This is a genomic window from Lelliottia wanjuensis, assembly GCF_030238365.1.
Lineage (GTDB): Bacteria > Pseudomonadota > Gammaproteobacteria > Enterobacterales > Enterobacteriaceae > Enterobacter > Enterobacter wanjuensis.
Map to the genome: position 1 here is coordinate 155,764 of NZ_JASSOT010000054.1, position 25,389 is coordinate 181,152.

General features: G+C 52.8%; 22 protein-coding genes and 1 pseudogene. 13 read left to right on the forward strand and 10 right to left on the reverse strand.

The genetic code is table 11. The annotated features are described in order from the left end of the window. Nucleotides 1-4: 4 nt before the first annotated feature. The 3 genes from druE to QQF33_RS08280 all read left to right on the forward strand — a co-directional run bounded on the left by druE (nucleotide 5) and on the right by QQF33_RS08280 (nucleotide 7,346). Complete coding sequence (gene druE, locus QQF33_RS08270) at nucleotides 5-5,503, forward strand: Druantia anti-phage system protein DruE (protein ID WP_285157670.1); 5,499 nt, start codon at nucleotides 5-7, stop codon at nucleotides 5,501-5,503. Between the two features lie 242 nt (nucleotides 5,504-5,745). Beyond that, on the forward strand, nucleotides 5,746-6,795 hold the full coding sequence (locus QQF33_RS08275; protein ID WP_285150385.1) for a hypothetical protein: 1,050 nt from the start codon (nucleotides 5,746-5,748) through the stop codon (nucleotides 6,793-6,795). Between the two features lie 161 nt (nucleotides 6,796-6,956). Then, nucleotides 6,957-7,346, forward strand: a complete 390-nt coding sequence (locus tag QQF33_RS08280) for a hypothetical protein (RefSeq protein ID WP_285150386.1) — start codon at nucleotides 6,957-6,959, stop codon at nucleotides 7,344-7,346. A gap of 101 nt (nucleotides 7,347-7,447) precedes the next feature. Here the strand turns inward: QQF33_RS08280 and QQF33_RS08285 are convergent. From QQF33_RS08285 to QQF33_RS08295, 3 genes and pseudogenes are all read right to left on the reverse strand, one after another. Continuing rightward, nucleotides 7,448-7,857, reverse strand: a pseudogene (locus QQF33_RS08285) (integrase core domain-containing protein); the annotation flags it as partial. 150 nt (nucleotides 7,858-8,007) lie between these two features. Next, nucleotides 8,008-8,349, reverse strand: coding sequence for an endoribonuclease SymE (gene symE / locus QQF33_RS08290; RefSeq protein WP_285150387.1), 342 nt, complete (start codon nucleotides 8,347-8,349; stop codon nucleotides 8,008-8,010). 213 nt (nucleotides 8,350-8,562) lie between these two features. After that, complete coding sequence (locus tag QQF33_RS08295; protein WP_285150388.1) at nucleotides 8,563-9,573, reverse strand: LacI family DNA-binding transcriptional regulator; 1,011 nt, start codon at nucleotides 9,571-9,573, stop codon at nucleotides 8,563-8,565. 185 nt (nucleotides 9,574-9,758) lie between these two features. Here QQF33_RS08295 and QQF33_RS08300 point away from each other — a divergent pair, with 185 nt between their 5' ends. Continuing rightward, the gene (locus QQF33_RS08300) at nucleotides 9,759-10,853 is read left to right on the forward strand and encodes a cellulase family glycosylhydrolase (RefSeq protein WP_285150389.1); all 1,095 of its coding nucleotides are present in this window, start codon (nucleotides 9,759-9,761) and stop codon (nucleotides 10,851-10,853) included. A 45-nt stretch (nucleotides 10,854-10,898) separates the two neighbouring features. Next, on the forward strand, nucleotides 10,899-12,293 hold the full coding sequence (locus tag QQF33_RS08305; protein WP_285150390.1) for an MFS transporter: 1,395 nt from the start codon (nucleotides 10,899-10,901) through the stop codon (nucleotides 12,291-12,293). A gap of 39 nt (nucleotides 12,294-12,332) precedes the next feature. On the opposite strand, the gene trpS is transcribed toward QQF33_RS08305, so the two are convergent. Continuing rightward, nucleotides 12,333-13,337 carry a tryptophan--tRNA ligase gene (trpS, locus tag QQF33_RS08310; protein ID WP_285150391.1) on the reverse strand — a complete coding sequence of 335 codons (1,005 nt, stop codon included), beginning with the start codon at nucleotides 13,335-13,337 and terminating at the stop codon, nucleotides 12,333-12,335. 205 nt (nucleotides 13,338-13,542) lie between these two features. Between trpS and QQF33_RS08315 the strand changes: the two genes are divergently transcribed. Beyond that, the gene (locus QQF33_RS08315; protein WP_285150392.1) at nucleotides 13,543-13,959 is read left to right on the forward strand and encodes a FosA family fosfomycin resistance glutathione transferase; all 417 of its coding nucleotides are present in this window, start codon (nucleotides 13,543-13,545) and stop codon (nucleotides 13,957-13,959) included. On the opposite strand, the gene QQF33_RS08320 is transcribed toward QQF33_RS08315, so the two are convergent. Next, entirely contained in the window at nucleotides 13,956-14,348 is a 393-nt protein-coding gene (locus QQF33_RS08320) for a VOC family protein (protein WP_285150393.1), read from the reverse strand. The two genes, QQF33_RS08315 and QQF33_RS08320, sit on opposite strands and share 4 nt — an antisense overlap. After that, the gene (locus QQF33_RS08325) at nucleotides 14,345-14,521 is read right to left on the reverse strand and encodes a hypothetical protein (RefSeq protein ID WP_282493408.1); all 177 of its coding nucleotides are present in this window, start codon (nucleotides 14,519-14,521) and stop codon (nucleotides 14,345-14,347) included. Before QQF33_RS08325 ends, QQF33_RS08320 begins: the two co-directional genes overlap by 4 nt. 96 nt (nucleotides 14,522-14,617) lie before the next feature. On the opposite strand from QQF33_RS08325, the gene QQF33_RS08330 reads away from it, so the two are divergent. Then, nucleotides 14,618-15,388, forward strand: coding sequence for a DeoR/GlpR family DNA-binding transcription regulator (locus tag QQF33_RS08330; RefSeq protein ID WP_285157671.1), 771 nt, complete (start codon nucleotides 14,618-14,620; stop codon nucleotides 15,386-15,388). 64 nt (nucleotides 15,389-15,452) lie between these two features. Next, nucleotides 15,453-16,058: an ATP-dependent Clp protease proteolytic subunit gene (locus tag QQF33_RS08335; protein ID WP_285157672.1), complete on the forward strand. Its 606-nt coding sequence runs from the start codon at nucleotides 15,453-15,455 to the stop codon at nucleotides 16,056-16,058. Nucleotides 16,059-16,086: 28 nt separating this feature from the next. Here QQF33_RS08335 and QQF33_RS08340 read toward each other — a convergent pair whose 3' ends face one another. Then, nucleotides 16,087-16,383: an SH3 domain-containing protein gene (locus QQF33_RS08340; RefSeq protein WP_285150395.1), complete on the reverse strand. Its 297-nt coding sequence runs from the start codon at nucleotides 16,381-16,383 to the stop codon at nucleotides 16,087-16,089. Nucleotides 16,384-16,584: 201 nt separating this feature from the next. Between QQF33_RS08340 and QQF33_RS08345 the strand changes: the two genes are divergently transcribed. From QQF33_RS08345 to foxA, 3 genes are all read left to right on the forward strand, one after another. Next, nucleotides 16,585-17,706: a ribosomal protein uL16 3-hydroxylase gene (locus tag QQF33_RS08345; RefSeq protein WP_285150396.1), complete on the forward strand. Its 1,122-nt coding sequence runs from the start codon at nucleotides 16,585-16,587 to the stop codon at nucleotides 17,704-17,706. 86 nt (nucleotides 17,707-17,792) lie between these two features. Continuing rightward, the gene (locus tag QQF33_RS08350) at nucleotides 17,793-18,767 is read left to right on the forward strand and encodes a helix-turn-helix domain-containing protein (RefSeq protein WP_285150416.1); all 975 of its coding nucleotides are present in this window, start codon (nucleotides 17,793-17,795) and stop codon (nucleotides 18,765-18,767) included. 121 nt (nucleotides 18,768-18,888) lie between these two features. Next, nucleotides 18,889-20,997, forward strand: coding sequence for a ferrioxamine B receptor FoxA (gene foxA, locus QQF33_RS08355; protein WP_285150417.1), 2,109 nt, complete (start codon nucleotides 18,889-18,891; stop codon nucleotides 20,995-20,997). A 107-nt stretch (nucleotides 20,998-21,104) separates the two neighbouring features. On the opposite strand, the gene QQF33_RS08360 is transcribed toward foxA, so the two are convergent. Then, nucleotides 21,105-22,520: an aminotransferase-like domain-containing protein gene (locus tag QQF33_RS08360; RefSeq protein ID WP_285150397.1), complete on the reverse strand. Its 1,416-nt coding sequence runs from the start codon at nucleotides 22,518-22,520 to the stop codon at nucleotides 21,105-21,107. A 176-nt stretch (nucleotides 22,521-22,696) separates the two neighbouring features. On the opposite strand from QQF33_RS08360, the gene QQF33_RS08365 reads away from it, so the two are divergent. Further along, nucleotides 22,697-22,867, forward strand: a complete 171-nt coding sequence (locus QQF33_RS08365; RefSeq protein ID WP_282493416.1) for a DUF1127 domain-containing protein — start codon at nucleotides 22,697-22,699, stop codon at nucleotides 22,865-22,867. A gap of 44 nt (nucleotides 22,868-22,911) precedes the next feature. Here QQF33_RS08365 and QQF33_RS08370 read toward each other — a convergent pair whose 3' ends face one another. Together QQF33_RS08370 and pdxR are read right to left on the reverse strand one after the other, a co-directional pair. Further along, complete coding sequence (locus tag QQF33_RS08370) at nucleotides 22,912-23,166, reverse strand: DUF4282 domain-containing protein (protein ID WP_282493417.1); 255 nt, start codon at nucleotides 23,164-23,166, stop codon at nucleotides 22,912-22,914. A gap of 106 nt (nucleotides 23,167-23,272) precedes the next feature. Further along, entirely contained in the window at nucleotides 23,273-24,664 is a 1,392-nt protein-coding gene (pdxR, locus tag QQF33_RS08375; RefSeq protein ID WP_285150398.1) for a MocR-like pyridoxine biosynthesis transcription factor PdxR, read from the reverse strand. Nucleotides 24,665-24,765: 101 nt separating this feature from the next. Between pdxR and QQF33_RS08380 the strand changes: the two genes are divergently transcribed. Further along, nucleotides 24,766-25,245 carry a carboxymuconolactone decarboxylase family protein gene (locus tag QQF33_RS08380; RefSeq protein ID WP_285150399.1) on the forward strand — a complete coding sequence of 160 codons (480 nt, stop codon included), beginning with the start codon at nucleotides 24,766-24,768 and terminating at the stop codon, nucleotides 25,243-25,245. Nucleotides 25,246-25,389 lie beyond the last annotated feature (144 nt).

Below are 25,389 nucleotides of genomic sequence, written 5' to 3' on the forward strand. Positions count from 1 at the left end.
AATTATGATTGATAAAAATAAAGTATCTGATCGTTCTGGCATACATGAGACAGTGAGAAGTCTAACCGATAATTTGCGGCAATATATTGAAGCGCAATATCATATTCGTGATGAAGGCCTAATTGACGAACGTCGGGCTCTACTTCAGAAAGACGAAACAATTGCACAAGTTCCGTATATTGAAGCAACACCAGTTTATGAATCTGGAATAACATATAGTGAATTACCTATTCCTAAAGTTGCAAGTGATGTTTTGACTCAATTATCGGAAATGGGAGTTGGTCTTTACCCACGCCCTTATCAACATCAATCTCAAGCACTTACTTCATTTCTTGGGGATGAAAAATCAGATTTAGTTATAGCCACGGGTACCGGCTCCGGTAAAACGGAAAGTTTCTTGATGCCTATCATCGGTAATTTGGCGATTGAGGCAACTGAAAGACCTAAGTCTGCATCTATGCCAGGTTGTAGAGCTATTTTGCTATATCCGATGAATGCATTAGTAAATGATCAGTTAGCTCGTATTAGGCGTCTTTTTGGTGATTCAGAGGCATCTAAAGTGCTTATGGCTGGAAGAGACTTTCCTGTGCGCTTTGGCGGATATACGGGAAGAACTCCTTACCCAGGGCGTCGAAGTTCTAAACGAGACGAACAGTACATTAAGCCACTATTCGAAGAGTTTTATAATAAGATTGCAGACAATACTCCTGTGAGAGAGGCGCTTGAAAAGATTGGTCGTTGGCCAAGTAAAGACTTAGATGCTTTTTATGGGCCAGGTTTATCCCAGTCAAAGACTTACAAATCTGGTAAAAATAAAGGAAAGCAATATGTTTCAAACAATTGGGGGGAGAGGTTAATTACACAATCAGGGGATCGTGAATTAATGACTCGGCATGAGATCCAAGATAGATGCCCAGAGTTGTTGATAACCAACTATTCCATGCTTGAATATATGTTGATGCGACCAATTGAGCGTAACATTTTTGAACAGACAAGAGATTGGCTTAAAGCAGACGATAAGAATGAACTTATCCTCGTACTTGATGAGGCACATATGTATCGAGGTGCAGGGGGAGCCGAAGTAGCGCTTCTCATTCGCCGTCTTTGTGCTCGTTTGAATATTCCTCGAGAACGAATGCGTTGTATTTTAACTAGCGCAAGCCTTGGATCTATCGAGGAAGGTGAACATTTTGCACAAGATTTAACTGGGTTGTCAGAAACATCCTCAAGAAAATTTCGAATAATTGAAGGTACACGGGAAGTAAGAACACCCGCTCGAATGGTTTCCCAAAAAGAGCTTAAAGCGCTGGCTGAATTTAATCTTAATTCATTTCAGAATGTAGCTAATAATATTCATTCTGCTCTTGACGAAATAGATATTCTTGCTGAAAAAATCGGTTGGGATAAACCAATAACAAAAGATCACAACACGCTGCGAAATTGGTTGTTTGAAAAACTTACCGGTTTTGAGCCACTTGAAACTCTAATTGAACGCGTTTCTGGAAAAGCAGTAAGATTGGATTTTCTAAGTGAACAAATTTTCCCTAATTTCCCGCAAGAAATGGCAATACGTGCTCTAGATTCACTGCTTGCATTGGGCTGCTATGCTCAACGAAGCTCTGATAATAGAGTGCTGATTCCTACTCGTATGCATCTTTTTTTTAGGGGATTACCTGGTCTTTATTCCTGCATTGATCCCGAATGTAATCAACGACTAGCAAATCACAGTAAGCCTACAATACTTGGACGCTTGCATACGAAACCGTTAGATCATTGTACATGTTCATCAAAAGGGCGGATCTATGAATTACTTACGCATCGTGATTGTGGTGCGGCCTTTATTCGTGGGTATGTCGATGCGGAAATGAGTTTTGTATGGCATCAACCTAATGGACCATTATCTGAGGAAGGAAGTATAGATTTAGTTTCTATAGAGATTTTAGTTGAGGAAAATCCACACCCCAATAGTGAATATCAAGATCGGTGGCTACATATCGAAACAGGGCGTCTTTTTAAACAATGCCCTGATAATAGCTTAGGGTATCGCAAGGTATTTATACCAGACAGATTTAAGTCGGGCACAGATATAACATTCGATGAGTGTCCGGTTTGTATGCGTAAGACAAGAGGTGAACCTGATGAACCTTCAAAGATTATGGATCATGTGACCAAAGGTGAGGCCCCTTTTACTACATTAGTTCGAACGCAGATGTCGCGTCAGCCTGATAGCCGTCCAACGGATATTGCACACCCAAATGGTGGAAAAAAAGTACTCATTTTTTCTGACGGCCGCCAAAAAGCAGCTAGATTAGCGCGGGATATTCCCAGAGACATAGAACTTGATTTATTCAGACAATCTATTGCACTCGCTTGCTCTAAGCTGAAAGATATTACTAAAGAGCCTAGGCCAACACCTATTCTTTACCTCGCTTTCCTATCAGTTCTATCTGAACATGATTTACTCATTTTTGATGGAGAGGATTCTCGGAAGGTTGTAATGGCTCGTACTGAGTTTGAGCGAGACTATGGTAGTGATCTAGCAGAGGCTTTTGATGATGATTTTAGACCACAGGACCCGCCGTCTCGGTACAAAATGGCGTTGCTTAAACTTTTATGCGGCAACTACTATTCACTTTCAGGAACTACTGTAGGGTTCGTCGAACCATTACCAGCTAAAAAAGAAAGAATATGGAAGGAAGTCAAGGGAAAAAATATTAAGATCGAAAAAAGTGATATGAATGCCTTGGCTATTGCTTGGATTGATACATTACTCACTGAATTTTCTTTTGATGATTCTATTGATTCAGCTTTACGCTGCAAAGCAGCAGGTTTCTATAAGCCAAATTGGGGGAGTAAGGGACAATTTGGAAAGTCCCTGAGAAAAGCTCTAAAGCATCATCCGGCTATGGATGAATCCGCAGTAAATAAATTGGAAGAAATCTTCCGTAATCAATTGGCATCTGAAAAAGATGGGGCGTGGTATCTTTCACCAAATTCTCTTCGTTTACAAATTGATCTTTCACATATATGGATGCAGTGTCCAGATTGTACGGCACTTATGCCATTAGTTTTGGGTAAATCCACTTGTCTTGCCTGTGGTAGTAACAATGTTAAATCAGTTGATCCGTTAGAAAGCAATTACATCAAAACTAGAAAAGGATTTTGGCGTTCACCAGTAGAGGATGCTTTGGTTTCCCATTCAAGGCTTCTAAACCTTAATGTTGAAGAGCATACAGCACAGCTATCACATAGAGATCGAGCTAGTGTTCATGCAACTACTGAACTCTATGAACTCCGATTTCAGGATGTTCTAATTAACAATTCTGATAGGCCAATCGACGTTCTTAGTTGTACAACTACTATGGAGGTAGGTGTTGATATTGGCTCTTTGGTTGCTGTAGCACTAAGGAATGTTCCACCACAACGCGAAAATTATCAGCAACGAGCAGGTCGTGCTGGTCGTCGAGGTGCTTCTGTTTCTACGGTCGTGACATATTCTCAAAATGGTCCTCATGACAGTTATTATTTTCTTAATCCTGAGTACATCGTCGCAGGTGCACCTAGAACGCCTGAAGTGAAAGTTAATAACCCCAAAATAGCCAGAAGGCACGTACATTCATTTTTGATTCAGACATTTTTCCATGAAAAAATGGAACAGGGTGTTAATAGCCCTAGTGAAAAAACATCTATATTGGAAAAAGCGCTTGGCACTACTAGCGATTTTTTCCACGGAGCAAAGGATACTGGCCTAAATTTGGATTGTTTCGATCGCTGGGTAGAGGATCGGATACTATCCGAGAGTGGTGATCTGAGAGCAAGTGTTGAGAAATGGCTTCCTTCAGTTCTTGAGACTAACGGACTTTCTCTCGGTGAGTGGTTATCTACTGTCTCAAAAGAGTTTTTAAACCAACTTCATAGCTTAGCTGAAAACGTGCCACTACCAATTGTTCTTTTAGAGCAAGAGAGTGATGATGATATTGAAGATAAATTTGTGCAAAAAGAGTTGCTTGAATTCTTATTTTATCATGGTCTATTACCGAGTTATGCTTTTCCTACGAGCCTCTGCAGTTTCTTGGTAGAGAAGATCGAAAAAAGTTCCAGAGGAACTTATGAGGTTCGTACGGTGCAACAACCGCAGCAATCAATCTCACAAGCTCTTAGTGAATACGCACCAGGAAGACTAATTGTCATTGATAGGAAGACATATCGCTCAGGTGGAGTTTTTTCCAATTCTTCGAACGGAGAAGTTAATAGAGCGAAAGTATTATTCGAAAAATCTAAAAAATTTGTTCATTGTGATAAATGTTCTTTTGTTCGAGATCCTCATAAGTCTCAGAATGATAAAAATGTTTGCCCAATTTGCGAAGGTATTCTCAAAGAAGAGATAATGATTCAGCCCGAAGTATTTGGAGCTGAAAACGCCAGAGAACTGAATGAGGATGATAGAGAACAAGAAATTACTTATGCAACAGTAGCACAGTATCCTCAGCCCGTTGATCCTGAAGATTTTGAATTCAGAAGCGGTGGGGCGCATATCCTTTTTACCCATGCAATTAACCAGAAATTGGTAACGGTGAACAGGGGGAAAAATGATGGTCAATCCAGTGGTTTCTCCGTATGTACTGAGTGTGGTGCTGCTTCAGTGTTTGATTCCTACTCCCCAGTAAAAGGGCCGCATAAAAGGCCTTATAGATATAATGAAACCAAAGAGACACCGCCACAATGTTCTGGTGAATATAAACGTGTTTTTCTTGGGCATGATTTCCGTACTGATTTGCTTTTACTAAGTTTAACTGTTAATTCCCCACTTGTAACTGACACTTCAAATGTGATTGTGCTTAGAATGTACGAGGACGCATTATACTCAATCGCTGAAGCACTTCGACTCGCAGCTAGCCGCCATAAACAGCTAGATCTCGACCCGGCCGAGTTCGGCTCCGGTTTCAGGATTTTACCTGTTGAGGCAGAAGACGCTCAGACGTTAGATCTTTTTCTTTATGATACTTTATCTGGCGGTGCTGGTTATGCTGAGGTCGCTGCTTCTAACCTAGAAGAAATACTTATAGCAACTCTCGATTTACTCGAAGGTTGTGAGTGCGACACTTCCTGTACAGAGTGTTTGAATCATTTCCATAATCAGCACATCCAGAGTCGCCTTGATAGAAAACTAGGCGCTTCTTTGCTCCGTTATGCAATATACGGTGAAGTGCCGAGTTGTTCCTTAAATGATATTCAGGTGGAAAAACTGTCGCAGTTAAGGGCGAGCTTAGAACTAGATGGTTTTCAATGTTCAGAGGATAGGGCCCTGGACGTGCCTTTGGTCGTTTCCTTCAATGGCCATTCTGTAGCTTTAGGAAGCTATCCTGGCCTGATTGACAGACCTGAGTTTGAGCATGGTGTCTGTAATTGCAAAAAAGTCGATAATCATTTGGCGTTGAACGAATATCTTCTCCGTTCAAATCTTCCTCAAGCACATCTCAAAGTTAGAAAATTGTTACGATAACCACCAATATTAAGTGCCCCTTAACTTCGTGGGGGCACTTAGAGATTCCGTATTACTTGTATTCTTAAAGTGAATCTGTGATGTTCAGTAATTGAGACACCATTTACCTAAATGATACTTAGTTGGATTAGGTTAGTATTTGCAATTTATGGGGCGAAATGTGACCGTTTAACTCGTAAGGATCGGCCCCACAAGGTAAGATGATCCTATTGAGAATCATAAGGTAATGGATCATCTGACCAATGAGCGAGTCTGTTAAGTTTAGTTTTTATCAAGTGGATGAGTGTGGTTACTACTCATGGGGAAACAGTTCCCCAGTTTTTGGGTCTATACAGGAACTGCTAACGGACCTTCTCCACTGGAGTGCGGACAAGAGCATTGAAAATACCAAATTGTATGAACCACAAGTAGGTAGTGACTATCTCTCAACTTATTTGTTTGATATCAAGTGTATGGGTGAAGATTGGTTGGTTACTACTTGGAATGAAGTACCATCAACTGAAGCCGGTATAGCATCTGTTATAAGGGATTCAAGTGTTACTGCAGCTGATGTGATCATGAACCGTATCCAGGATAACTCCATTCCAGGTTATGCGACGTATTTTTGGATATTACCGGATGATGGCTTGTTTGCTAGTTTGCGATTCAAAAAACGTACTCAAACTGGTCAACAACCATTTAGAAAGTATATGGAGCAGGCACTTTCTTTGATCTCTTCTTACGTCAGATATGGTGAAGATGGGGTCGATGATTCAAGACAGGTGATTGGTTACGCACCGGTAGGAGAGGATTTGGTTAGCCCAAGTCCTTCTCCTCGTTTCAAAACTTCTCTTGCGCATGATGTCGGTAATAGGCAGTACATCAGGGAAAATGCTACTCGAGTTAGCAAAATTATTCGTAAAGAGACATTACGATTGAACCACGATGATGAACGCCAATGGTGGCAATCTGCCTTAAGCCGTTTGGGGATTAGCAGTGGTAGCGATTATAGAAGAACAGACGATGTGAATGTAAAGTATGAGCTACGTCCTGAATTTTTTGATTTGCAAAAAGTTGATTCGATGATGGAAGAGTGGGATGGATCTGAGCCTACGCGTTCAGAATGGGATGATTATGGCTTTACTTTTAAAGGTGATGCCAATAAGGTCCACTGGCTGAGCTATAGTACTCTAACAGCATCTGCTGAATTGAATGTTGTTTGGGATAATAATGAGGTTGTTAATAGTGAATCGTTGTTATCAGTTTTAACTGCTGGTAAAGCAGAGCTTCTACGACAAATACGTGAGGAGTAATGTTCTGGAATATAGTGAAGTTGTTCATCATCGTTTGCCTCATAGGGTTAATAGGTGTGGGATTCTGGTATGGGAGATTTGTTCCATTTGCTCAACAGTCTCCACTTTTTGAAGCTCTCAGAACGACTGCGTCAATAATATTTGCAGTTGTGGGGGCGTGGATGGCAATCATCTACCCTGAAAGGTTGCGCTTCACATTTAAACCAGACAGTAGTGAATCAACATCTATGCCTGTCAATATGGGGAAGCTATTGCATCCAGCTGTAAACTCTACATTTATTTTGTGCATTGTACTAATGGTGGGAGTTTTGGCACCATTGATTAAGCAAGTCTCTTTTCTGCTCCCCCATAAGGAATTACTACGAGGAGTGTCATTTAGTTTGCTCATTGCACTTACAACTTGGCAGATATGGACCGTTATTTTGACATTGGTTCCTGCTGATATGATTAAGAGTAAAGTGGATCATGAAAATGCGAAAGTTGCTGGCCGTAATAGTTTTTTTTCTCAAACTCAAAATGTTAGTGATAGTAAAAAGCAAGATGTAGATTGATCCCAATAACGCTTAGTCGCGCTGTGAGTGTATCGGGTGCACCGTTGGTTATGTAGTATCCCAGCTTTAATTCCACGCACTTTTTGAGATTCGGCCATCAGCCGGTACTCTTCCGGTGTCAGGTTATTCAGGGATTTATGGAGCGCTCGCCGTTATATTCAGCCAGCTAGCACTCTGTAATTTTCCGTGCTTCATTCAGTGCTCTTAACAGCTAAAAATCCAGTCTTTCTGTTCTGTGTTTTCGGTTGAACCGTTCGGTAATGGCATTCTATGTTGGATTACCAGACCTGATAAATTCCAGCATCACACCATGCTCTTCTGCCCATTGTGTCAGCGTCAGCGAGACCAGCTCCGGACCGTTATCCATCCGCGTCTTCCGGGGATATCCTCGGTTTGCCACGATCCTATCCAGCACTCTCACGACCCGCTGCACCGGGATATTTAGGTCAATTTTGATCGCCAGTGCTTCGCGGTTAAAATCATCCACCTCGTTGAAGGGCCGAAAGCGGTTGACAGAGACTTGCATATCGTGTGTAAAGCTCCTTTATTCTGATGGTATTAACCCTTTGCAATGCTCGCAAAACCCCTCCCAATCAACCACCCACCTCTCACATCCAACAAAAAAGGCGCCCATCGGCGCCTTCTCCACTCAATTGATTTTTCAGCCTTTCGAACTCTTCGCCGATATCACCCCGACAAACTCCACCACCTGCTTCTGCTTGCGCGCTGAAAGCTTACTTACCTCGCGCACCAGCCTCTCCATCTCCGTCTCTTCCGGTTCTGGCTCTCGTGCGGTCAGGATCATGCAGCCTTTCATCACCTTCACGTCCACTTTGGTGCCGGTGCTGAATCCGGCTTCGTCCAGCCAGTAGCCCTTCATGATAAAGGCTGGCATACGGGCGTGATCGTGAAAACGGCTCGCATAACTCACGGTGAAGGTGCGGTTATCGGCGGGGAACACTTCTGGTTCAATTGAATCTGCAATACAATCGACGTTAGTCATGGTTACTATTCTCCGTAAATAGTGATTGTGATGAGCGGTGCGGACGTGTTGGCGCATGTCCGCATCGCGTTATGAATACCTGTATATTTAATCAGGAAAATATTTAAAGTCCAGCTGAATACAAAACGTAATAAGCGTTATTCGGAGTGATTTGAATATATAAAAATAATGAATTCATTATTCACAATATATATTGCCGGAATAAGTGTTTAATTAATGACGCTCGCTCGATCTCCTCACCCTCAACCTTCCCGCCAGCGTCACATGCGTCGCCGCATCTTCCTGATTGCACAGATACTCCACGGCTAACCGCCCCAGCTCGCTATAAGGCAGTTGAATACTGGTCAGCGCCGGAGTCAGCTGTTCGGAAATCTTCTGATCGTCATAGCCCGCCAGCAGCATGTCCTGCGGGATGTGCACGTTGTTCACCGCCAGTGCCTGATAGCAGCCGATCGCCAGCCAGTCGCTGGCGCAGAAGATCGCGTCCGGGCGTTCCGGCAAAGCCAGCAGGGCCTCGGTCGCGGTGAAGGACTCGCTGAACTGCCAGTTGGTCGGGCGAACCAGGCGCTCGTCGAACGCCAGTCCGGCCTGTTCCAGTGCGGCCTGGTAGCCCGCCTTACGCTGGCGGGTGGCTTCCATCCAGCTCTCGCCGGTGATGTGCGCGATGCGCGTGGCCCCCTGAGCAATCAGATGGCGCGTCACCTGGAAGGCGTTGGCGAAGTCGTCGGGGATGAACGACGGCAGCAGCGGCGAACCGGGATCACGCTGGTTGAGCAGCACCAGCGGGAGCTGCGTAAAGTCCTGGAAATCGGTCATGTCCACCAGAGTGGTGACGGGGGAGGCGAGGATAATTCCCACGCAGTTGCGCTTCTCCAACTGGCGGATGATGTTCAGGGCCAGCTCCACGTCGTCGCCGTAGTCGTACACGGTCAGCAGCGTCTCGTTCCGCCAGGCCGCATCCCGCGCCTGGCTGATGGCGTCGATAAAGGGGTCGTAACTTTGCAGGGAGCTGACCAGCAGCGCGACCTCTTCCTGGTTGCGCGGCGCGTGGATGGCGGGCAGGCGATTGTAGCCGAGTTCGGCGGCCACGCCGATCACCCGCTGGCGCGTCTCGTCGCTGAGCTTGATGTTGCGGGACTGGTTGAGCACCAGCGATACCGTCGCCTGCGACACCCCCGCCGCACGCGCAATATCGTTCATCGTGATTTTGTTTTTCCGCTTCATCCGCTCGCTCCCCCTTGAGAAACAGCATCATACCTTAACCGTCTTCCAAAGCGCGGTCGATCACGTTTCTTATGCGCTCAAGCCTGAACTTTGTGATTGCTGTCGCTTTTCTGAACGTGCCAGTTTGCTCATTTATAGTTCAACTAATATTTATTAGCTAAATATTATCAGCAAGTGAGGTGACGATGAAACAGCAGTGGAGTAAAGAACAGGCGCAGGCGTGGTATCAGCAGAAAGGGTGGCTGTGCGGGTTTAACTATCTGCCGTCGACGGCGGTGAACTGGACGGATATCTGGCAGCAGGAGACCTTCGATCCTGAAACCATTGACCGGGAACTGGGCTGGGCGGCGGACGCGGGCTACAACACCCTGCGCATCAACCTGCCGTTTATCGTCTGGGAGCACGATCGTGACGGATTGCTGGCGCGTATTGACCACTTTCTGACGCTTGCCGACCGCCACGGGTTCAGCACCATGCTGACGCTGATGGACGACTGCGGGTTCTCCGGCGATGAGCCGTATCTCGGCCCGCAGAAGCCGCCGATCCCGGGTAAGCACAACAGCCAGGCGGCGGCGAGCCCAGGGCGCGATAAAGTGTGCGATCGCGACTGCTGGCCGCAGATTGAACGTTATATCCGCGACGTTATCCGCCAGTTCCGCGACGATAAACGCGTCCTGGTGTGGGATCTCTATAACGAACCGGGCAACCGCGGGATTTTTGCGACCGGCACCGTGGAAGTGCAGTACGACGAAAAACTGGAAAGCTACGCGCATGAGCTGATGAAACGGGCGTTCGAGTGGGCGCGGAAAGAAGATCCGGAGCAGCCGCTGACGGTCTGCGCGTGGCGCGTGTCGCCAGATGTGGAAGTGGAAGGGGAGACGTTCTTCCAGCATCCGCTCGATCAAACCGCGCTGGAACTGTCGGACGTGGTGAGCTACCACGCCTACCTCAACACCGGGCGCATGACCGCCATTATCCAGCAGTTACAGCAGCTTGGCCGCCCGATGTTCTGCACCGAATGGCTGGCGCGTCACGTCGGGAGCACCATCGAAGAGCAGCTCCCCCTGATGTACACCGCGAAGGTCGCGCCGTACCAGTGGGGCCTGGTGCGCGGCAAAACCCAGACCTGGCTGCCGTGGCCGGTGATCATGACCGGCTCCACCGACTACTGCCGTCTGTGGTTCCACGACGTCTTCGAAGAGAACGGCATCCCGTTCTCGCGTAGCGAAATCGCCCTGATGCGCAAGCTGCGCAAAATCGCCCCGCAGCCGCAGGCATAACAATAACGATCCGGCGGTACGCCGCCGGACAGCAAGGTACGCACTATGGCAACGACAATGAAAATACCGTCTCGCGAGTTGTGGTCCTATTTTGGCTATGGTTTAGGTCAGTGTTTTAGTTTTGGTTTAGTGGGTTCATTTATTAACTATTTTTACACCGACGTGCTGGGGATCTCGGCCCTGGCGGCGAGCTCGATCTTCCTGATTGCCCGCGTCTGGGATGCGGTTCACGATCCGCTGTTCGCCAGTATTATGGACACCATTAACAGCCGATTCGGCAAGTTTCGGCATTTTTTACTTATCGCTCCGCTGCTGATTACCTGCGTCACGCTGCTGTCGTTCTATAAAATCGAAGCGGACATGACCACCAAAATCCTCTACGCCGGGGTGACCTATATTCTGTGGGGGACGCTGTACGCGATCTCCGATATCCCGTTCTGGTCGATGTCGTCGGTGATGACCAACGACTCCGGCCAGCGCACCCGCGCGGTGACGGCGGCGATGCTCGGCGTCAACGCCGGGATCGCCTGCGCGAATATCTTCTTCCCGAAACTGGCAGCGTTTTTTGCCCAGTACAGCAACGACAAAGGCTATTTCATGGCGGCGCTGGTGATGATGCTCTTCGGCCTGCCGCTGATGTTGAACGGCTTTATGCAGATTAAAGAGCGCGTCCCGCCGAGCGCGGAGAAGGTGACGATGCGAGACACCTTCCACAATCTGCGTCAGAACAAACCGCTTTTCGTCATCCTGCTGTCGTTCTTTTTCTGCGTGTTCCATAACGTCGCCAACGGGATTTACATCTACTTCTTTATCTACAACCTCGGCGACGGCAGCCTGCAGATGGCGATCGGCATTATGGGGATCGTGGCGGCGGTGGTGTGCCTGATAGCACCAATGCTGACGCGCAGGATGCAGAAGCGAAAACTGTTTATGATCCTCTGTGGGCTGGATATCGCGGTGCGTGCGGTGATGTGGTTCGCCGGGTATCAGCACACGGCGCTGCTGTTCCTGCTGCTTGGTCTCAGCACCTTGTTCGTCATGATGAGCAATATCCTCACCTCGTCGATGATCGCCGACACCATCGAGTACGCCGAGTACCACACCCATAAACGCTGTGCGGCGATCACTTTCTCCGGGCAGACCTTCACCGGCAAGATGTCGGTGGCGGTAGGTGGGGGCTTGATCGGCGTGTTCCTGACGATGATCGGCTACGTGCCGCAGGCGCAAACCCAGAGCGATGGCGTGCTGACCGGGCTGTTCTTCGGCATCTGCCTGCTTCCGGCGATTGGCTCGCTGATCCGCCTCGGCTGCATGTCGCGCTTCACCTTCACCGAAGAGAAACATGCGGAGATTTGCCGTCTGCTGGCGGAGCGCCGCCATGCTTCCACGCAGGATGTGGAAGGTGACGAGCGGCTGGATCGCCCGGTCTCGGTGAATTAGCTTTTGTGGACGCCTGCCCGGCAGGCGTCCATCTGTCCCTCAGAACACCGGTACGCCCAGCCCCTGTTTCACCTCTTTGAGCGTCGCCTGCGTGATCTCGTGCGCCCGTTCGCTGCCGTTTTTCAGCATCGCCATCAGTTGGCTTTTGTCCTGAATGTAGGTCGCCCGCCGCTCGCGCATCGGCGCGATCAGCTCCTGCAGACACACTTCCAGCTCGTTTTTGCAGGCTCTGTCGCCCAGCCCCCCCTGCTGATACTGCGCTTTCATCGCCGCGACTTTGGCTTTATCCGCGTGGAACGCATCCAGATAGGTAAACACCACGTTGCCCTCGACCTGCCCCGGATCGCTCACTTTCAAATGGTTCGGATCGGTATACATGGCGCTGACGGCGCGGTGGATGGTCTCTTCGCTGGCCGACAGATGCAGCGTATTGCCGAGGGATTTTGACATCTTGGCGTTGCCGTCGACGCCCGGCAGGCGGCTGGTGTCGCTCAGCATCGCCTTGCAGTGGCGCAGCACCGGGGCGGGCAGCAGGCTGTTCATCTTGTGCACGATTTCGTTGGTCTGCTCGATCATCGGCAGCTGGTCATCGCCGACGGGCACCACTTCCGCTTTAAACGCGGTGATATCCGCCGCCTGGCTGATGGGATACACGAGGAAACCGGCGGGCAGCGAGCGGGCAAAACCTTTCTGGGCGATTTCGTTTTTCACCGTCGGGTTGCGCTCCACGCGCGCTACGGTGACGATGTTCATGTACAGCATCGTCAGCTCGGCGAGCGCGGGCAGGGCGGATTGCAGGCAGATGGTCGTGAGATCGGGGTCGATACCCGCGGCGAGATAGTCGGCCAGCACTTCGGGGATGTTATCGCGGATTTTTTGCGGGTTGCTGCCGTTATCCGTCAGGCCCTGCAGGTCGGCGACCAGCACAAACTGCTGATAATCCTGCTGGAGCGCGACGCGCTGGCGCAGCGATCCGACATAGTGCCCAAGATGCAGAGGGCCAGTCGGACGGTCGCCGGTGAGAATAGTGGTTTTGGTGTTCATGTAAGACTCCTTAAGGTTTTAAAAGCCGAAAGACGTCTTAGAAATGCAATAGCCGCCTTTCGGCGGCTATCTGAAAAAGAGGGAAAACAATTCCGGGCCGCCTTTAAGAAGGCAGCCACCACTGGGTGTGATGGAAAGCGGGGAGGTGTTTTCTGTTCATTGAATTACCGTATCATGTTCTGAGCGAAACACAACAGGGGATCCTATGCTGCAATCACTGAACCACCTCACGTTGGCCGTCAGCAACCTGCAAACCAGCGTGAATTTCTGGCGCGATCTGCTGGGGTTGTCACTCCATGCGCAGTGGGACACGGGCGCATATCTCACCTGCGGCGACCTCTGGTTGTGCCTGTCTTTCGACGAAACTCGCAACTACGTTCCGCCTGAGAAGAGCGACTACACCCACTATGCGTTCAGCGTGGCACCCGAAGATTTTGACGCTTTCTCGCACAAGCTGGAGCAGGCTGGCGTCACCGTCTGGAAAACCAATAAAAGCGAAGGGGCGTCGTTCTATTTTCTCGACCCGGACGGACATAAGCTGGAATTGCACGTGGGTGATATCGCCGCGCGACTGGCGGCGTGTCGGGAAAAAACCTATGCGGGGATGCGGTTTTATTCTTAGAACGACTCCCCAACCAGCTCAATCCGGTTCCCGTCCGGGTCGGCGATCACCGCTTCGTAAAACCCGTCCCCCGTCATGCGCGGCGCGCTCAGAAGCGTGCCGTTCTGCTGCGCCTGTTCCGCCATGCGATCCACATTGGCTTTGCTGCCGACGTTGAGGGCGATATGCGCCCAGCCGACGAATTCTGGATGCGCGGGCGCATCGACCAGTTCCGGGAGCGTCATCAGCTCAATCGTCGGGCCGTCGGTGAGCGTAATAAAGTGCGACTCAAAGCCAGGGCGGTTTTTGCTGGTGTATTTCTCGTTGCTGCGACCACTAAAAACCGTTTCCCAGAACTGAACCTGAGCGGACAGGTTGCGGGTCCAGACTGCGACATGTGCAATGTTCATATTAAGCCTCGTTGTTTGCTGCGCGTAGTTGAGTGATGTTCCTGGAACCGGGCGGGTAACTCTTCGCGGTGCACTTTCTGCTGCGAACGCTCCGTGTGGCTGACGGGCTGGAACCAGAATCCGTCGTAAGGCTGGTTAGCCACAAGCGGGTGAGACGGTTTACTGCGTTTCATCATCAGGCTCCCTTCCAGGTTGCATCGATTGACAGGCTGAGCGTCATGCAACATTATGCGCATTGATGCTCGATTTGGATTTTAACAGGACTCTTTATGCTCGATTATGCTGTTTTTCCGGAACAACGACAAGACCTGATCCGCAAGATCCTTCAGGAGAACGGCAGGGTGGTCTGCACGGAATTAGCGACGCAAATGAAAGTCTCTGAGCACACGATTCGCCGTGATTTACATGAGCTTAGCAAAGAAGGACTGTGCAAAAAGGTCTACGGAGGCGCGGTGCTTCAGCTGCCGGATGCGGGAAACTTTCTTGCCCGCGAGCAAAAAAATCCTGCAAAAAAAGACATGATCGCGCAGAAAGCGGCAACCTTTATCAAACCCGGCAGCTGCATTTTTATGGATACCGGCACCACCAACCTGGCGCTGGCGAAGGCATTGCCAGCGGATTTGAACGTCACGATCGTGACCAACTCTCCGGCGATCGCGGCCGAGCTGCTGCGCCATCCTCTGTGCGAAGTGATCATGACCGGCGGGCAGATCCAGCGCGCCTCGGGCGGCGCGGTCGGGGCGACGGCGGCCAGTCAGATCCAGGGGATTATTTTCGATCAGGCCTTTATCGGCGGCTGTGCGATGGACCCCGAAATGGGGCTGACCGGCTTTGATTTTGCCGACTGCGAGTTCAAGAAAACGGTGATCGCCCAAAGCAATCAGACCATCGTGGCGCTGACCACCGACAAAATCCCCGGCGTGGCGCGCTTCGTGGTCGCGAAAACCCGTGATATCGACGTGCTGGTGGTGGAAGCGAGCATGAACCCGGATGTTCTCAGCGCGTTCGCGACCCAGGATGTTCGCATTGTGTGCGCCTGACGACTTTGCCTGGCAAAACAGGCTACACTCTGACTTTGAGCGCTAAAAGCCGAGGATAACAACAATGCACTTCACACAGAAAGATCGCGATAACACAGAAAAATCAGAAGGGAAAAACGGCGCGGGCGCACTTGCGCAGAAATTGCTCGAGTCCCGCTCGATCATCATCTCCGGCGAAATTGACCAGGCGCTGGCCGAGAAAGTGATCACTCAGATGATCCTGCTGCAAAGCGTGAGCAACGATCCGATCAAGCTGTACATCAACAGCCAGGGCGGCCACGTGGAAGCGGGCGATACCATCCACGACTTTATCAAGTTCATCCGCCCGGACGTGCACGTGATCGGCACCGGCTGGGTGGCGAGCGCCGGGATCACCATCTTCCTGGCGGCGAAAAAAGAGCACCGCTATGCGCTGCCAAATACCCGCTTCATGATCCATCAGCCGCTGGGCGGCGTGCGTGGTCAGGCAACGGATATTGAGATCGAAGCGCGCGAGATCATCCGCATGCTGGATCGCGTGAACAAGCTGATTGCTGACGCCACCGGCCAGCCGCTGGAAAAAGTGAAAAAAGACACCGACCGTAACTTCTGGATGTCTCCTGGCGAGGCGCTGGATTACGGCATCGTCGGCAAGATCATCACCCAGTATGACGAGCTGAAACTCGATTAAGTGTTCCAGAAAGCGCCCGGTACGGGCGCTATCGTTCATGTAAAACGATCGCCGTCCAGGTGGGTCTGGTGATTTCCGGAAACTCCGGATACGGCTCCAGCCGCGTACAAGCCCCCGCCCAGATATAGGTATCTTCTCCCACCCGATACCAGTGCGCATTGCCCTCCACCGCATCACCCACCACCGCCCCCTGAATCGTCACGCGACTCCCGGCAGGCAGCTCATTCGCGACGGGCGAAAATACCGACGGATTATCTCTGCGAGTGAAAACACCCATCGTGGTTTTCACGTTTCCAGAAACCGGGAGTTCAGTGAAGTCGCTCATATCGCCTCGTGACAGTGCGCGCTTATTAATTAACGATATAAGCCGCTAAGGATCGGGCGATAACCATAAAGGCTGAAACTGTCACGGTGTGTCATGCGAACGGTTGAAGGGGCAATTGGCGGGCAATTGACCCACGACAAAGCAGCCGCCCGGCCCGTCTCTCATAATCGCACCTGTTTCCCTTCTCACTGGTGCTTTCCCATGGCGTATCAACTGAATCTCAACTGGCCAGAATTTCTCGAAAAATACTGGCAAAAACAACCCGTTGTGCTGAAAAATGCCTTCCCGAATTTTGTCGATCCGATCACGCCTGATGAGCTGGCGGGCCTGGCGATGGAGCCGGAAGTCGACAGCCGTCTGGTCAGCCATTTCAACGGTGAGTGGCAGGCGAGCAACGGACCTTTCGAACACTTTGACGGTCTGGGTGAAAACGGCTGGTCGCTGCTGGCGCAGGCGGTGAACCACTGGCATATGCCGTCCGCTGAGCTGGTGCGCCCATTCCGCGTGCTGCCGGACTGGCGTCTCGACGATCTTATGATCTCCTACTCGGTGCCTGGCGGCGGCGTTGGCCCGCATATCGATCAGTACGATGTGTTTATTATTCAGGGCATGGGAAGCCGCCGCTGGCGCGTGGGCGATAAGCTGCCGATGCGTCAGTTCTGCCCGCATCCGGCGCTGTTGCACGTTGATCCGTTTACGCCGATCATCGACGAAGATCTGGAGCCGGGCGATATCCTCTATATTCCGCCTGGATTCCCGCACGACGGCTTCACGCACGAAACCGCGCTGAACTACTCCGTCGGTTTCCGTGGGTCAAACGGCCGCGACCTGATCAGCAGCTTCGCTGACTACGCGCTGGAAAACGATCTGGGCGGCGAGCACTACAGCGATCCGGATCTGACCTGTCGCGAACATCCGGGCCGCGTGGAGCAGTACGAACTCGATCGCCTGCGCAGCATGATGATCGAGATGATCAGCCAGCCGGAAGATTTCAAAAAATGGTTCGGCAGCTTTGTCAGCACCCCGCGTCACGAGCTGGATATCGCCGCGGCGGAACCGGCCTACGAACCGGAAGAAGTGCTCGATGCCCTGCAGGGCGGCGAAACCCTGTCTCGTCTGAGCGGTCTGCGCGTGCTGAACGTCGGCGGCAGCTTCTTCATCAACAGCGAACAGCTGGAAACGGCGGATGCGAAAGCCGCTGACGTGCTGTGCCGCTACACCGAGTTTGGCCAGGACGAACTGGGCGACGCGCTGCAAAACCCGGCGTTTGTCGCTGAGCTGACGGATCTGATCAACCAGGGCTACTGGTACTTCGAAGAGTAATCCGCTCGATGAACATGGCGGCGGCGTAGCCTTTGCGCCGCCGCAATGTTATGGTTCCTGCGTCATCCGTCCACGCAAACGCCATCATGAACCTTGCCGCACAGCCTGATCTATCAACCAAACGCCTGTTCTGCGTGGAAGATTTTATTGGCTTCGGCGAGCGCTACGGCATCGATTATCGCTTTCCGCATCTGGCAGACAACGCCCGTCACGACAGCCCGGTTCTGCACGGGGATGTCGAAGAGATGACTCTCTCCTCCGGTATTTCCCTGACGCACTCCGACGTGCGCGTGCTCCAGCCCTATGAAACCACCTCTCGCCACAGCAGCCCGCTTTATATGCTGGTGGTGCTGGAAGGGTGCGTCACGCTGACGCTGAACGGCGAGGAGTATCGGGTGCTGCCGGGGATGGCGTTCAGCTCGCAGCTGAGCGAACAGCAGGCGATGAGTGCCCGGCACGACGCAGATTGCACCCTGAAAACCCTCTCTTTTGGCGTCTATCCGAACCATGCCGATTGTGAGAGCTTACTGGAAACACTGCTCCTGGAATGGCAGCGCCTGCATGCGCCGACGTTCGTCTGGCCGGTGCCGGGGTTTGTGCTGATCGGCATTCAGCATGCGCAGCAGAAAGGGCTGAACGCCGTGTCGCGCAAGCTGTTGCTCGAAGGGCTGATGTATCAGCTGCTCGGACACGGTCTGAATCAGTGCCAGCCGCAGGCGGCTCGCGGCGCTCTGCCGCCATGCGGGGAGTTTGCGCGTCTGGAACGTATCCGGCGCATGCTGGAACAGTCGCCAGAACAGGAATACAGCCTCGCGCAGCTGGCGACACAGGCGGCGATGAGCCCGGGCAGCCTGCGGACCAAGTTCCGCCACGCCTACGGCAAAACCGTGTTTGATTATCTGCGCGACTGCCGTCTCGAGCTGGCGCGCCGCTATCTGCTGGAAGGGCACAGCGTGCAGCAGGCCGCGTGGATGTCCGGCTATCAGCACGCGACCAACTTCTCCACCGCGTTTCGCCGTCGATACGGCATCTCCCCCGGCGATCTGCGCCGACACGGCTAACGCACTTTTCCCCATCGCGCGAATGTCTCGCGCACAGTTTGTCATTGCGCATACGTCACCTGGCGTTACGCATAGCTGTTTGCGATCTCAAAAAGGTAATAATTCTTATTAACAATTAGAAATACCTTTGGAGACTTTCATGTTCGCTCAATCACGGCTGGCACTGCTGGTGGGATGCGTTACCGGCAGCGTCGCGTTCCCTTTGCTGGCGCAGGATACGCCGAAAAACGACACCGTCGTTGTCACCTCGCAAATGCAGAGTGGCGCGACCAAGCTTGAAACGCCGGATATCGAAACCCCGCAGTCCGTGTCGATCGTGACGCGCGAGCAGTTCGAAGAGCAGGGCGCGACCAGCGTGCGCCAGGCGGTGAGCTATACGCCGGGCGTCTACAGCAACCAGATCGGTGCGTCGAATCGCTTTGACTACATTGTGCTGCGCGGCTTCTCCGACGGCAGCCTGGACAACGTCTATCTCGACGGCCTGAAGATGATGGGGGATACCAACTCCCACAGCTCGCTGGTGGTCGATCCCTGGTTCCTGGAAAATATTGAAGTGGTGCGCGGCCCGGCATCGGTGTTGTACGGCCGTTCATCGCCAGGCGGGATTGTGGCGCTCACCTCGCGCAAACCTTCCTTTGATGCGGGCGGTGAAATCAAACTCTTCGCCGGGAATAACGACCAGCGCGGGGCGATGTTCGATGTCACCGGGCCGCTGGATGACAACGACCGCGTGGCCGCCCGTCTGAGCGGGATGACTCGCTACGCCGATTCCCAGTTCGGCCCGCTGAAAGAAGAGCGTTACGCGCTGATGCCGAGCCTGACCTGGCGCATCACCGACAACACGCGCCTCGATCTGATGGCCTATCTGCATCGCGATCCGGAAGGCGGGAGCCACTCCGGCCTGCCGTATGAAGGCACTGTGGTTCCTCACGACGGCCATAAAATTTCCAATACCTTCTTTGAAGGCGAGGACGATTACGACAAATATGATCGTCGCGAGAACATGGTCGGGTACAACATCGAGCATATGTTCGATAGCGGCTGGTCGGTGCGCCAGAAGCTGCGCTACCTGCATACCAAAGTCGAGCTGAATCAGGTGTATGCCGCGGGCTGGCTGAACGAAACGGATCTCAATCGCGGCTATTCCGGCTCTGACGAGAAGATGAACGCCATCACTCTCGATAACCAGGTCGACGGCAGTTTCGACACCTGGGCGGTGAACCATCGGGTGCTGATCGGTCTGGATTATCAGGATCGCAGCAACAACACCACTGGCTATTACGGCGACTTCCCGCCGATCAACGCCTTCCATCCGGTGTACGGCGCGAAGCCGAACTCCATCACCATGTACAGCAAAGAGAAGCACAAGCTGCGACAGACCGGCTACTACCTGCAGGATCAGATGTCGCTTGACCGCTGGCGTCTGACCCTGGGCGGGCGTTACGACCAGGTGAGTGTGTCTAACATCGACAAGCTCAACAGCAGCCGCAGCGATCTGGATAAGAACAACTTCAGCAGCCGTGCGGCGCTGCTGTATCTGTTCGACAACGGTATCGCGCCGTACATCAGCTACTCCACCGCGTTCACGCCGACCAGTTTTGCCGATGAGAACGGCCAGATCCTCGACCCGATGAAGGGCAAGCAGTGGGAAGCGGGCGTGAAGGTTGAGCCGGAAGGGATGAACAGCCAGTTCAGCGCGTCGGTGTTCCGCATCAATCAGAAAAACATCGCCACCAAAGAGGAGCCGACGGATCCGTATCGTTCCATCGGTGAGATTGAATCGGAAGGCGTGGAGCTGGAAGCGATTGGCCAGCTGACCGACAGCCTGCGCGTGCAGGCGGCGTATACCTATACGGATATTCGCTACAAGAAGAGCAGCCCGGAAGAAGAGGGCAAACGCGCGGTCTACGCCCCGCGTAACATGGCCAGCACCTGGCTGAGCTACGACGTCAAAACCGGTCCGCTGGACGGTCTGACGCTCGGTTCCGGCGTGCGTTACGTGAACGGCGTGACCAGCGATCGCCAGAACACGCACACGCTGCCGTCTTATACGCTGGTGGATTTAGCGGTGGGATACGATCTGTCGAAGCTGGGTGTGAAGGGGCTGAGCGCGCAGTTGAACGTCAATAACCTGACGGACGAAAGCTACGTGGCGGCGTGTAACTCGCTCTCTTATTGCTACTTTGGGGCGGAGCGCAGCATCGTGGGGAGCGTGTCCTGGAAGTTCTGATGTGAGTCCGTGCGGCCTGACGCCCGGTGGCGCTGCGCTTACCGGGCCTACGCTCCGAGGATTCGGTATTTGTAGGCCGGGTAAGGCGCAGCCGCCACCCGGCAAACCTACTCCTCCATGGCGATATAAATCGCCTCGCCCATTTTCTTCAACGCCTCGCGGTTTTTCTCGGTGGGCGGCAGGGCGACGTTGATCCGCAGGCAGTTACGATACTTCCCCGAGGCGGAAAACAACGACCCCGCCGCCGCCTGAATTTTCAGCGCACACAGCTGTTTACTGACGCACACCATATCCACCTGTTCCGGCAACTCCACCCACAGCAAAAAACTCCCTTTAGGTCGCGTTACGCAGATCTCACACGGGAAATACTGCCGCACCCAGCAGGTATAACGCTCCATATTTTGCTGATAAATCTGGCGCATACGCCGCAGATGCCGGTGATAATGCCCGTCGCGGATAAACGCCGCGACCGCCATCTGCGTGGCCGGAACGTTAAACCCGCCCGCCGCGTATTTCATGTGCATCACCCGGTCGTAATAGCGGCCCGGCACAATCCAGCCGACGCGCAGCCCCGGCGCGACGGTTTTGGTAAACGAACTGCACAGCAACACCCGCCCGTCAATATCGAACGAGTGAATGGTGCGCGGACGCGGATAGTCCGCCGCCAGCTCGCCGTAAATATCATCCTCGACGATCACAATATCGTGCCGCTGCGCCAGGGCCAGCACCTGTCGTTTGCGCGCTTCCGGCATAATAAAACCGAGCGGATTGTTGCAGTTCGGCACCAGGATCACGGCCTTGATCGGCCACTGCTCCAGCGCCAGTTCGAGGGCTTCAATGCTGATCCCGGTTTCAGGATCGGTCGGGATCTCGATCGCTTTAATATCAAACCCGCGCAGCATCTGCATAGTGCCGTGGAACGACGGCGACTCCACCGCCACGATATCCCCCGGTTTGCACACAGACAGCAGCGCCAGCGACAGCGCCCCGTGACAGCCGTTGGTGATGACAATCTCCTCCGCCGCGACGGTCGAACCGCCGTCGAGCATCAGCCGCGCAATCTGCTCGCGCAGCTCTTTGCGTCCTTCCAGCACGTCGTAGCTCAGCATCTCCGCCGGGTTGTGCTGCGCAATGCGGCTCATTTCGCGCCACAGGGGTTTCAGGCTCGGCTGGGTCAGATCCGGCGAGCCGCCGCCAAAGGAGATCATCTCCCGATCGCCGCGTGCATCAAGCAGCATCATCACTTCGTCCCACTGGGTCACGTCGACCGGGCGCTGAACCGGGCGGGTCATCGCCGGAACCGGCGGCAGGGCTTTTTTCTGAGAGACAAAATAGCCGGAGCGCGGCTGGGGGGTGATCAGCTGAAGATTTTCGAGGATCTGATAGGCCTGCTGAATGGTGCTGATACTGACGCCGTGCTCCTGGCTCAGCGCGCGCACCGACGGCAAACGCTCGCCGCTGCGATACAGCCCTTGTTCAATGCGCTGCGCCAGCAGATTGGCCAGATGTTGGTAACGCGTCATGCTGTATCCTCGATTATCACCATACAGATTGTTAAACCAGTACAGATCGCGGCGGAAATCGCCATGCAGATTCATTTTTAGCGGATCTGTATGTTAAAGAAAAGTTGTTTTTGAATCTGTATTGTAAAGCCCAATTCCGACGATGATAGAGCCTCAAACAGCATGAGGAGAAGATCATGGAATTCAACGAAAACCGCCCGTTCCGGCCTTTTATCGGCTTCGTTTTTGTCTGGCAGGCGTTTGTGAAATGGCGTCGTCGCGAGCAGACGCGGCGCTTACTGCAGGGCATGAGCGATGAACAGCTGCGGGATGTCGGGTTAACGCGCAATGATGCATGCAATATCTGAACAACAGGCATTTATCTGCACGGCGGCAGATAAATGCCTGAACATTACTCGACTTTCGTGATGCTGGTGTTTTCCGCGATGCGGCGCAGATATTCGTTATTTTTAAACGCCACCATGATCAGCTCGAACATCACGCGACAGCCGATCAGGCCGAAGAACATGCCAAAGAAACCGGCAATCAGATGTTCGGTGAACATGGTGTAGATGCCGCTAACCAGAATACACAGCATGGCGATCCAGTAGAAAAAGACCAGCACACGCGGCGTTAACAGATAATCAAACCCTAAAATTGACTTCATTTTCTTGTCCTTAGAAAAATGTCGGAATCCGACGAAATAAGCTCGCGGAGTATAACCAGAGTTGTTCCGCCCCGTACACCTACCAAAAAGTCTCGCTCTAGACTTGCTATTTCAGCAGGCTCAGCGTCTCGGCCTGCGGGCGTCGCAGCAGTTCCAGCGCCTCTTCGAAGCTCCGCACATTGTTGTACCCCATCACCAGCCCGTAGCGTTTGCCGGAGCCGCGATACCACTCGGAGAGCGCGTTGACCTGCAACTGCTGCGCCTGCCAGCAGCGGGCGATTTCGCGGTCGCAGCTGCCTTTGGTCAGGAACGCCACGATGTGCATTCCGCCGTCGTTTTGCTCGGTGAAAAACCGCTCGCCGTAAACTTCCCGCAGGGCGGCAATCATCCAGTCGCGGCGCTGCTGATACAGCGCGCGCATCTTTTTGAGATGGCGGAAAAAGTGGCCGTCGTTAATAAAGGCGGTGAGGATTTTTTGCGTCAGCACCGGCTGGCCGCTGGCGACGATATCCGCGCAGTCGGTAAAGGCCTCGACGGTGCTGGCGGGCATCACCAGGTAGCCCATACGCAGGGACGGCATCACGGTTTTGCTGAAGGTGCCCATAAAGATCACCCGATCGTGGCGATCGAGACTTTTTAACGAGGGCAGCACTTTGCGGGTGAAGTGAAATTCGCCGTCGTAGTCGTCCTCAATGATCCACGCGTCATTCTGCGTCGCCCAGTCGAGCAACTGCTGTTTGCGCGGCAGCGAAAGGGTGACCGCCAGCGGGCTCTGGTGCGACGGCGTGACGATGGCGAAACGGGCGTCGCGGTGATGGCGCAGCAGATAGTCCGTATCCATACCGGAACGATCCACCGGGACGGTGTGCAGGCGCGGGACGATCCGTTTCAGCAGCTGCTGGCCCATAAAATAGCCCGGATCTTCAAACACCACTTTGTCGCTGCGGCTCGCCAGCGTGTCGAGGATCAGCCGCAGGCTGCCGCTGTACCCGCTGGTGATCAGCACCTGCTCCGCCGTGCAGGACAAGCCGCGCGAGATATTCAGATAGCTGGCAATCGCCTGACGCAGGGGAGCCCAGCCCATCACCGGCGGGTTCAGCATCTCCTCCTGACGCATGGATCGCGTCGCCTGACCCGCCAGCAGCAGCCACTTTTTATAGGGAAAACTGTCCAGCGCCGGAATGCCCGCGCGCAGAAAACCGGCGCGTTCGCGCTGGGTGATCAGGGATTCCGGCAGCGTGCCGGTCGCCTGCTCGGCGGGGACGGATGGTTTCGCCGGGAGATTCAGATCCGGATTCACCCGCGTGCCGCGCGCGCCCTGGCTGACTAGATAGCCTTCGCCGATCAGGATCGCATAGGCGGTTTCGACGGTTTTGCGTGCCACTTTCAGCTCTTCAGCCAGCACGCGAATGGCAGGCACTTTGTCGCCGGGCTTCAGCACGCCGCGCGTAATGTTGTCGCGATAGCGGGTATAAATGTCGTGATAGCCCGATTTCATGTCCTACCTCGTTTCACCGGTTTTGTATCTTTTTACTATGTCATGATCGGCGTAGATTTGCCCCATCGCATTTGATATGCCGCACAATAAGAGGAAAGACAATGAGCACTCGCGTTAACCACCATAAAGCCACACCTGCCCTGGCCAAAGCCCTGTCCGATCTGAGCATGGCAGTCGGCAAAACCTCCATCGAACCGGCCCTTAAGCACCTGATCGACATCCGCGTTTCCCAGCTGAACGGCTGTACGTTCTGCCTGGATATGCACTCGAAAGAGGCGAAAATCGCCGGTGAGCGCGAGCTGCGCCTGTATCACCTGACGGTCTGGCGCGAATCTCCGCTTTTCAGCGCCCGCGAGAAAGCCGCGCTGGCCTTCACCGAAGCCCTGACGCACATCACCGTGGAAGGGATCAGCGACGAGCTGTACCGCAACGTGTCCGAGCACTTCTCCGACACCGAGATTTCCGAGCTGAACTTCGCCATCGTGGCGATCAACGCCTGGAACCGCCTGGGGATCACCTCGCGCATGGAACCTGGCGCGATGGACGTGGCTTACGGGTTGAACAAGGCTAACCTGGAATAGTTCTTCATCGCTTAGATGCCCGGTGGCGCTGCGCTTACCGGGCCTACAAGGGCAATGCCGGATGGCGTTGTGTATGACCGGGTCTAACGATTTTGTAGGCCGGATAAGCGCAGCGCCATCCGGCAATACCGACATTTCGCTCCT

Excerpts from the sequence above, each read along its gene's own strand:
- QQF33_RS08275 (WP_285150385.1), top strand. The coding sequence starts at position 5,746 with ATGAGCGAGTCTGTTAAGTTTAGTTTTTATCAAGTGGATGAGTGTGGT.
- QQF33_RS08380 (WP_285150399.1), top strand. The coding sequence starts at position 24,766 with ATGAGCACTCGCGTTAACCACCATAAAGCCACACCTGCCCTGGCCAAA.
- QQF33_RS08360 (WP_285150397.1), bottom strand. The coding sequence starts at position 22,520 with ATGACGCGTTACCAACATCTGGCCAATCTGCTGGCGCAGCGCATTGAA.
- QQF33_RS08350 (WP_285150416.1), top strand. The coding sequence starts at position 17,793 with ATGAACCTTGCCGCACAGCCTGATCTATCAACCAAACGCCTGTTCTGC.
- QQF33_RS08365 (WP_282493416.1), top strand. The coding sequence starts at position 22,697 with ATGGAATTCAACGAAAACCGCCCGTTCCGGCCTTTTATCGGCTTCGTT.
- druE (WP_285157670.1), top strand. The coding sequence starts at position 5 with ATGATTGATAAAAATAAAGTATCTGATCGTTCTGGCATACATGAGACA.
- trpS (WP_285150391.1), bottom strand. The coding sequence starts at position 13,337 with ATGAACACCAAAACCACTATTCTCACCGGCGACCGTCCGACTGGCCCT.
- QQF33_RS08330 (WP_285157671.1), top strand. The coding sequence starts at position 14,618 with ATGCTCGATTATGCTGTTTTTCCGGAACAACGACAAGACCTGATCCGC.
- symE (WP_285150387.1), bottom strand. The coding sequence starts at position 8,349 with ATGACTAACGTCGATTGTATTGCAGATTCAATTGAACCAGAAGTGTTC.
- QQF33_RS08320 (WP_285150393.1), bottom strand. The coding sequence starts at position 14,348 with ATGAACATTGCACATGTCGCAGTCTGGACCCGCAACCTGTCCGCTCAG.
- QQF33_RS08300 (WP_285150389.1), top strand. The coding sequence starts at position 9,759 with ATGAAACAGCAGTGGAGTAAAGAACAGGCGCAGGCGTGGTATCAGCAG.
- QQF33_RS08370 (WP_282493417.1), bottom strand. The coding sequence starts at position 23,166 with ATGAAGTCAATTTTAGGGTTTGATTATCTGTTAACGCCGCGTGTGCTG.
- QQF33_RS08295 (WP_285150388.1), bottom strand. The coding sequence starts at position 9,573 with ATGAAGCGGAAAAACAAAATCACGATGAACGATATTGCGCGTGCGGCG.
- QQF33_RS08345 (WP_285150396.1), top strand. The coding sequence starts at position 16,585 with ATGGCGTATCAACTGAATCTCAACTGGCCAGAATTTCTCGAAAAATAC.
- QQF33_RS08335 (WP_285157672.1), top strand. The coding sequence starts at position 15,453 with ATGCACTTCACACAGAAAGATCGCGATAACACAGAAAAATCAGAAGGG.
- QQF33_RS08315 (WP_285150392.1), top strand. The coding sequence starts at position 13,543 with ATGCTGCAATCACTGAACCACCTCACGTTGGCCGTCAGCAACCTGCAA.
- QQF33_RS08305 (WP_285150390.1), top strand. The coding sequence starts at position 10,899 with ATGGCAACGACAATGAAAATACCGTCTCGCGAGTTGTGGTCCTATTTT.
- QQF33_RS08325 (WP_282493408.1), bottom strand. The coding sequence starts at position 14,521 with ATGAAACGCAGTAAACCGTCTCACCCGCTTGTGGCTAACCAGCCTTAC.
- QQF33_RS08280 (WP_285150386.1), top strand. The coding sequence starts at position 6,957 with ATGGCAATCATCTACCCTGAAAGGTTGCGCTTCACATTTAAACCAGAC.
- QQF33_RS08340 (WP_285150395.1), bottom strand. The coding sequence starts at position 16,383 with ATGAGCGACTTCACTGAACTCCCGGTTTCTGGAAACGTGAAAACCACG.
- pdxR (WP_285150398.1), bottom strand. The coding sequence starts at position 24,664 with ATGAAATCGGGCTATCACGACATTTATACCCGCTATCGCGACAACATT.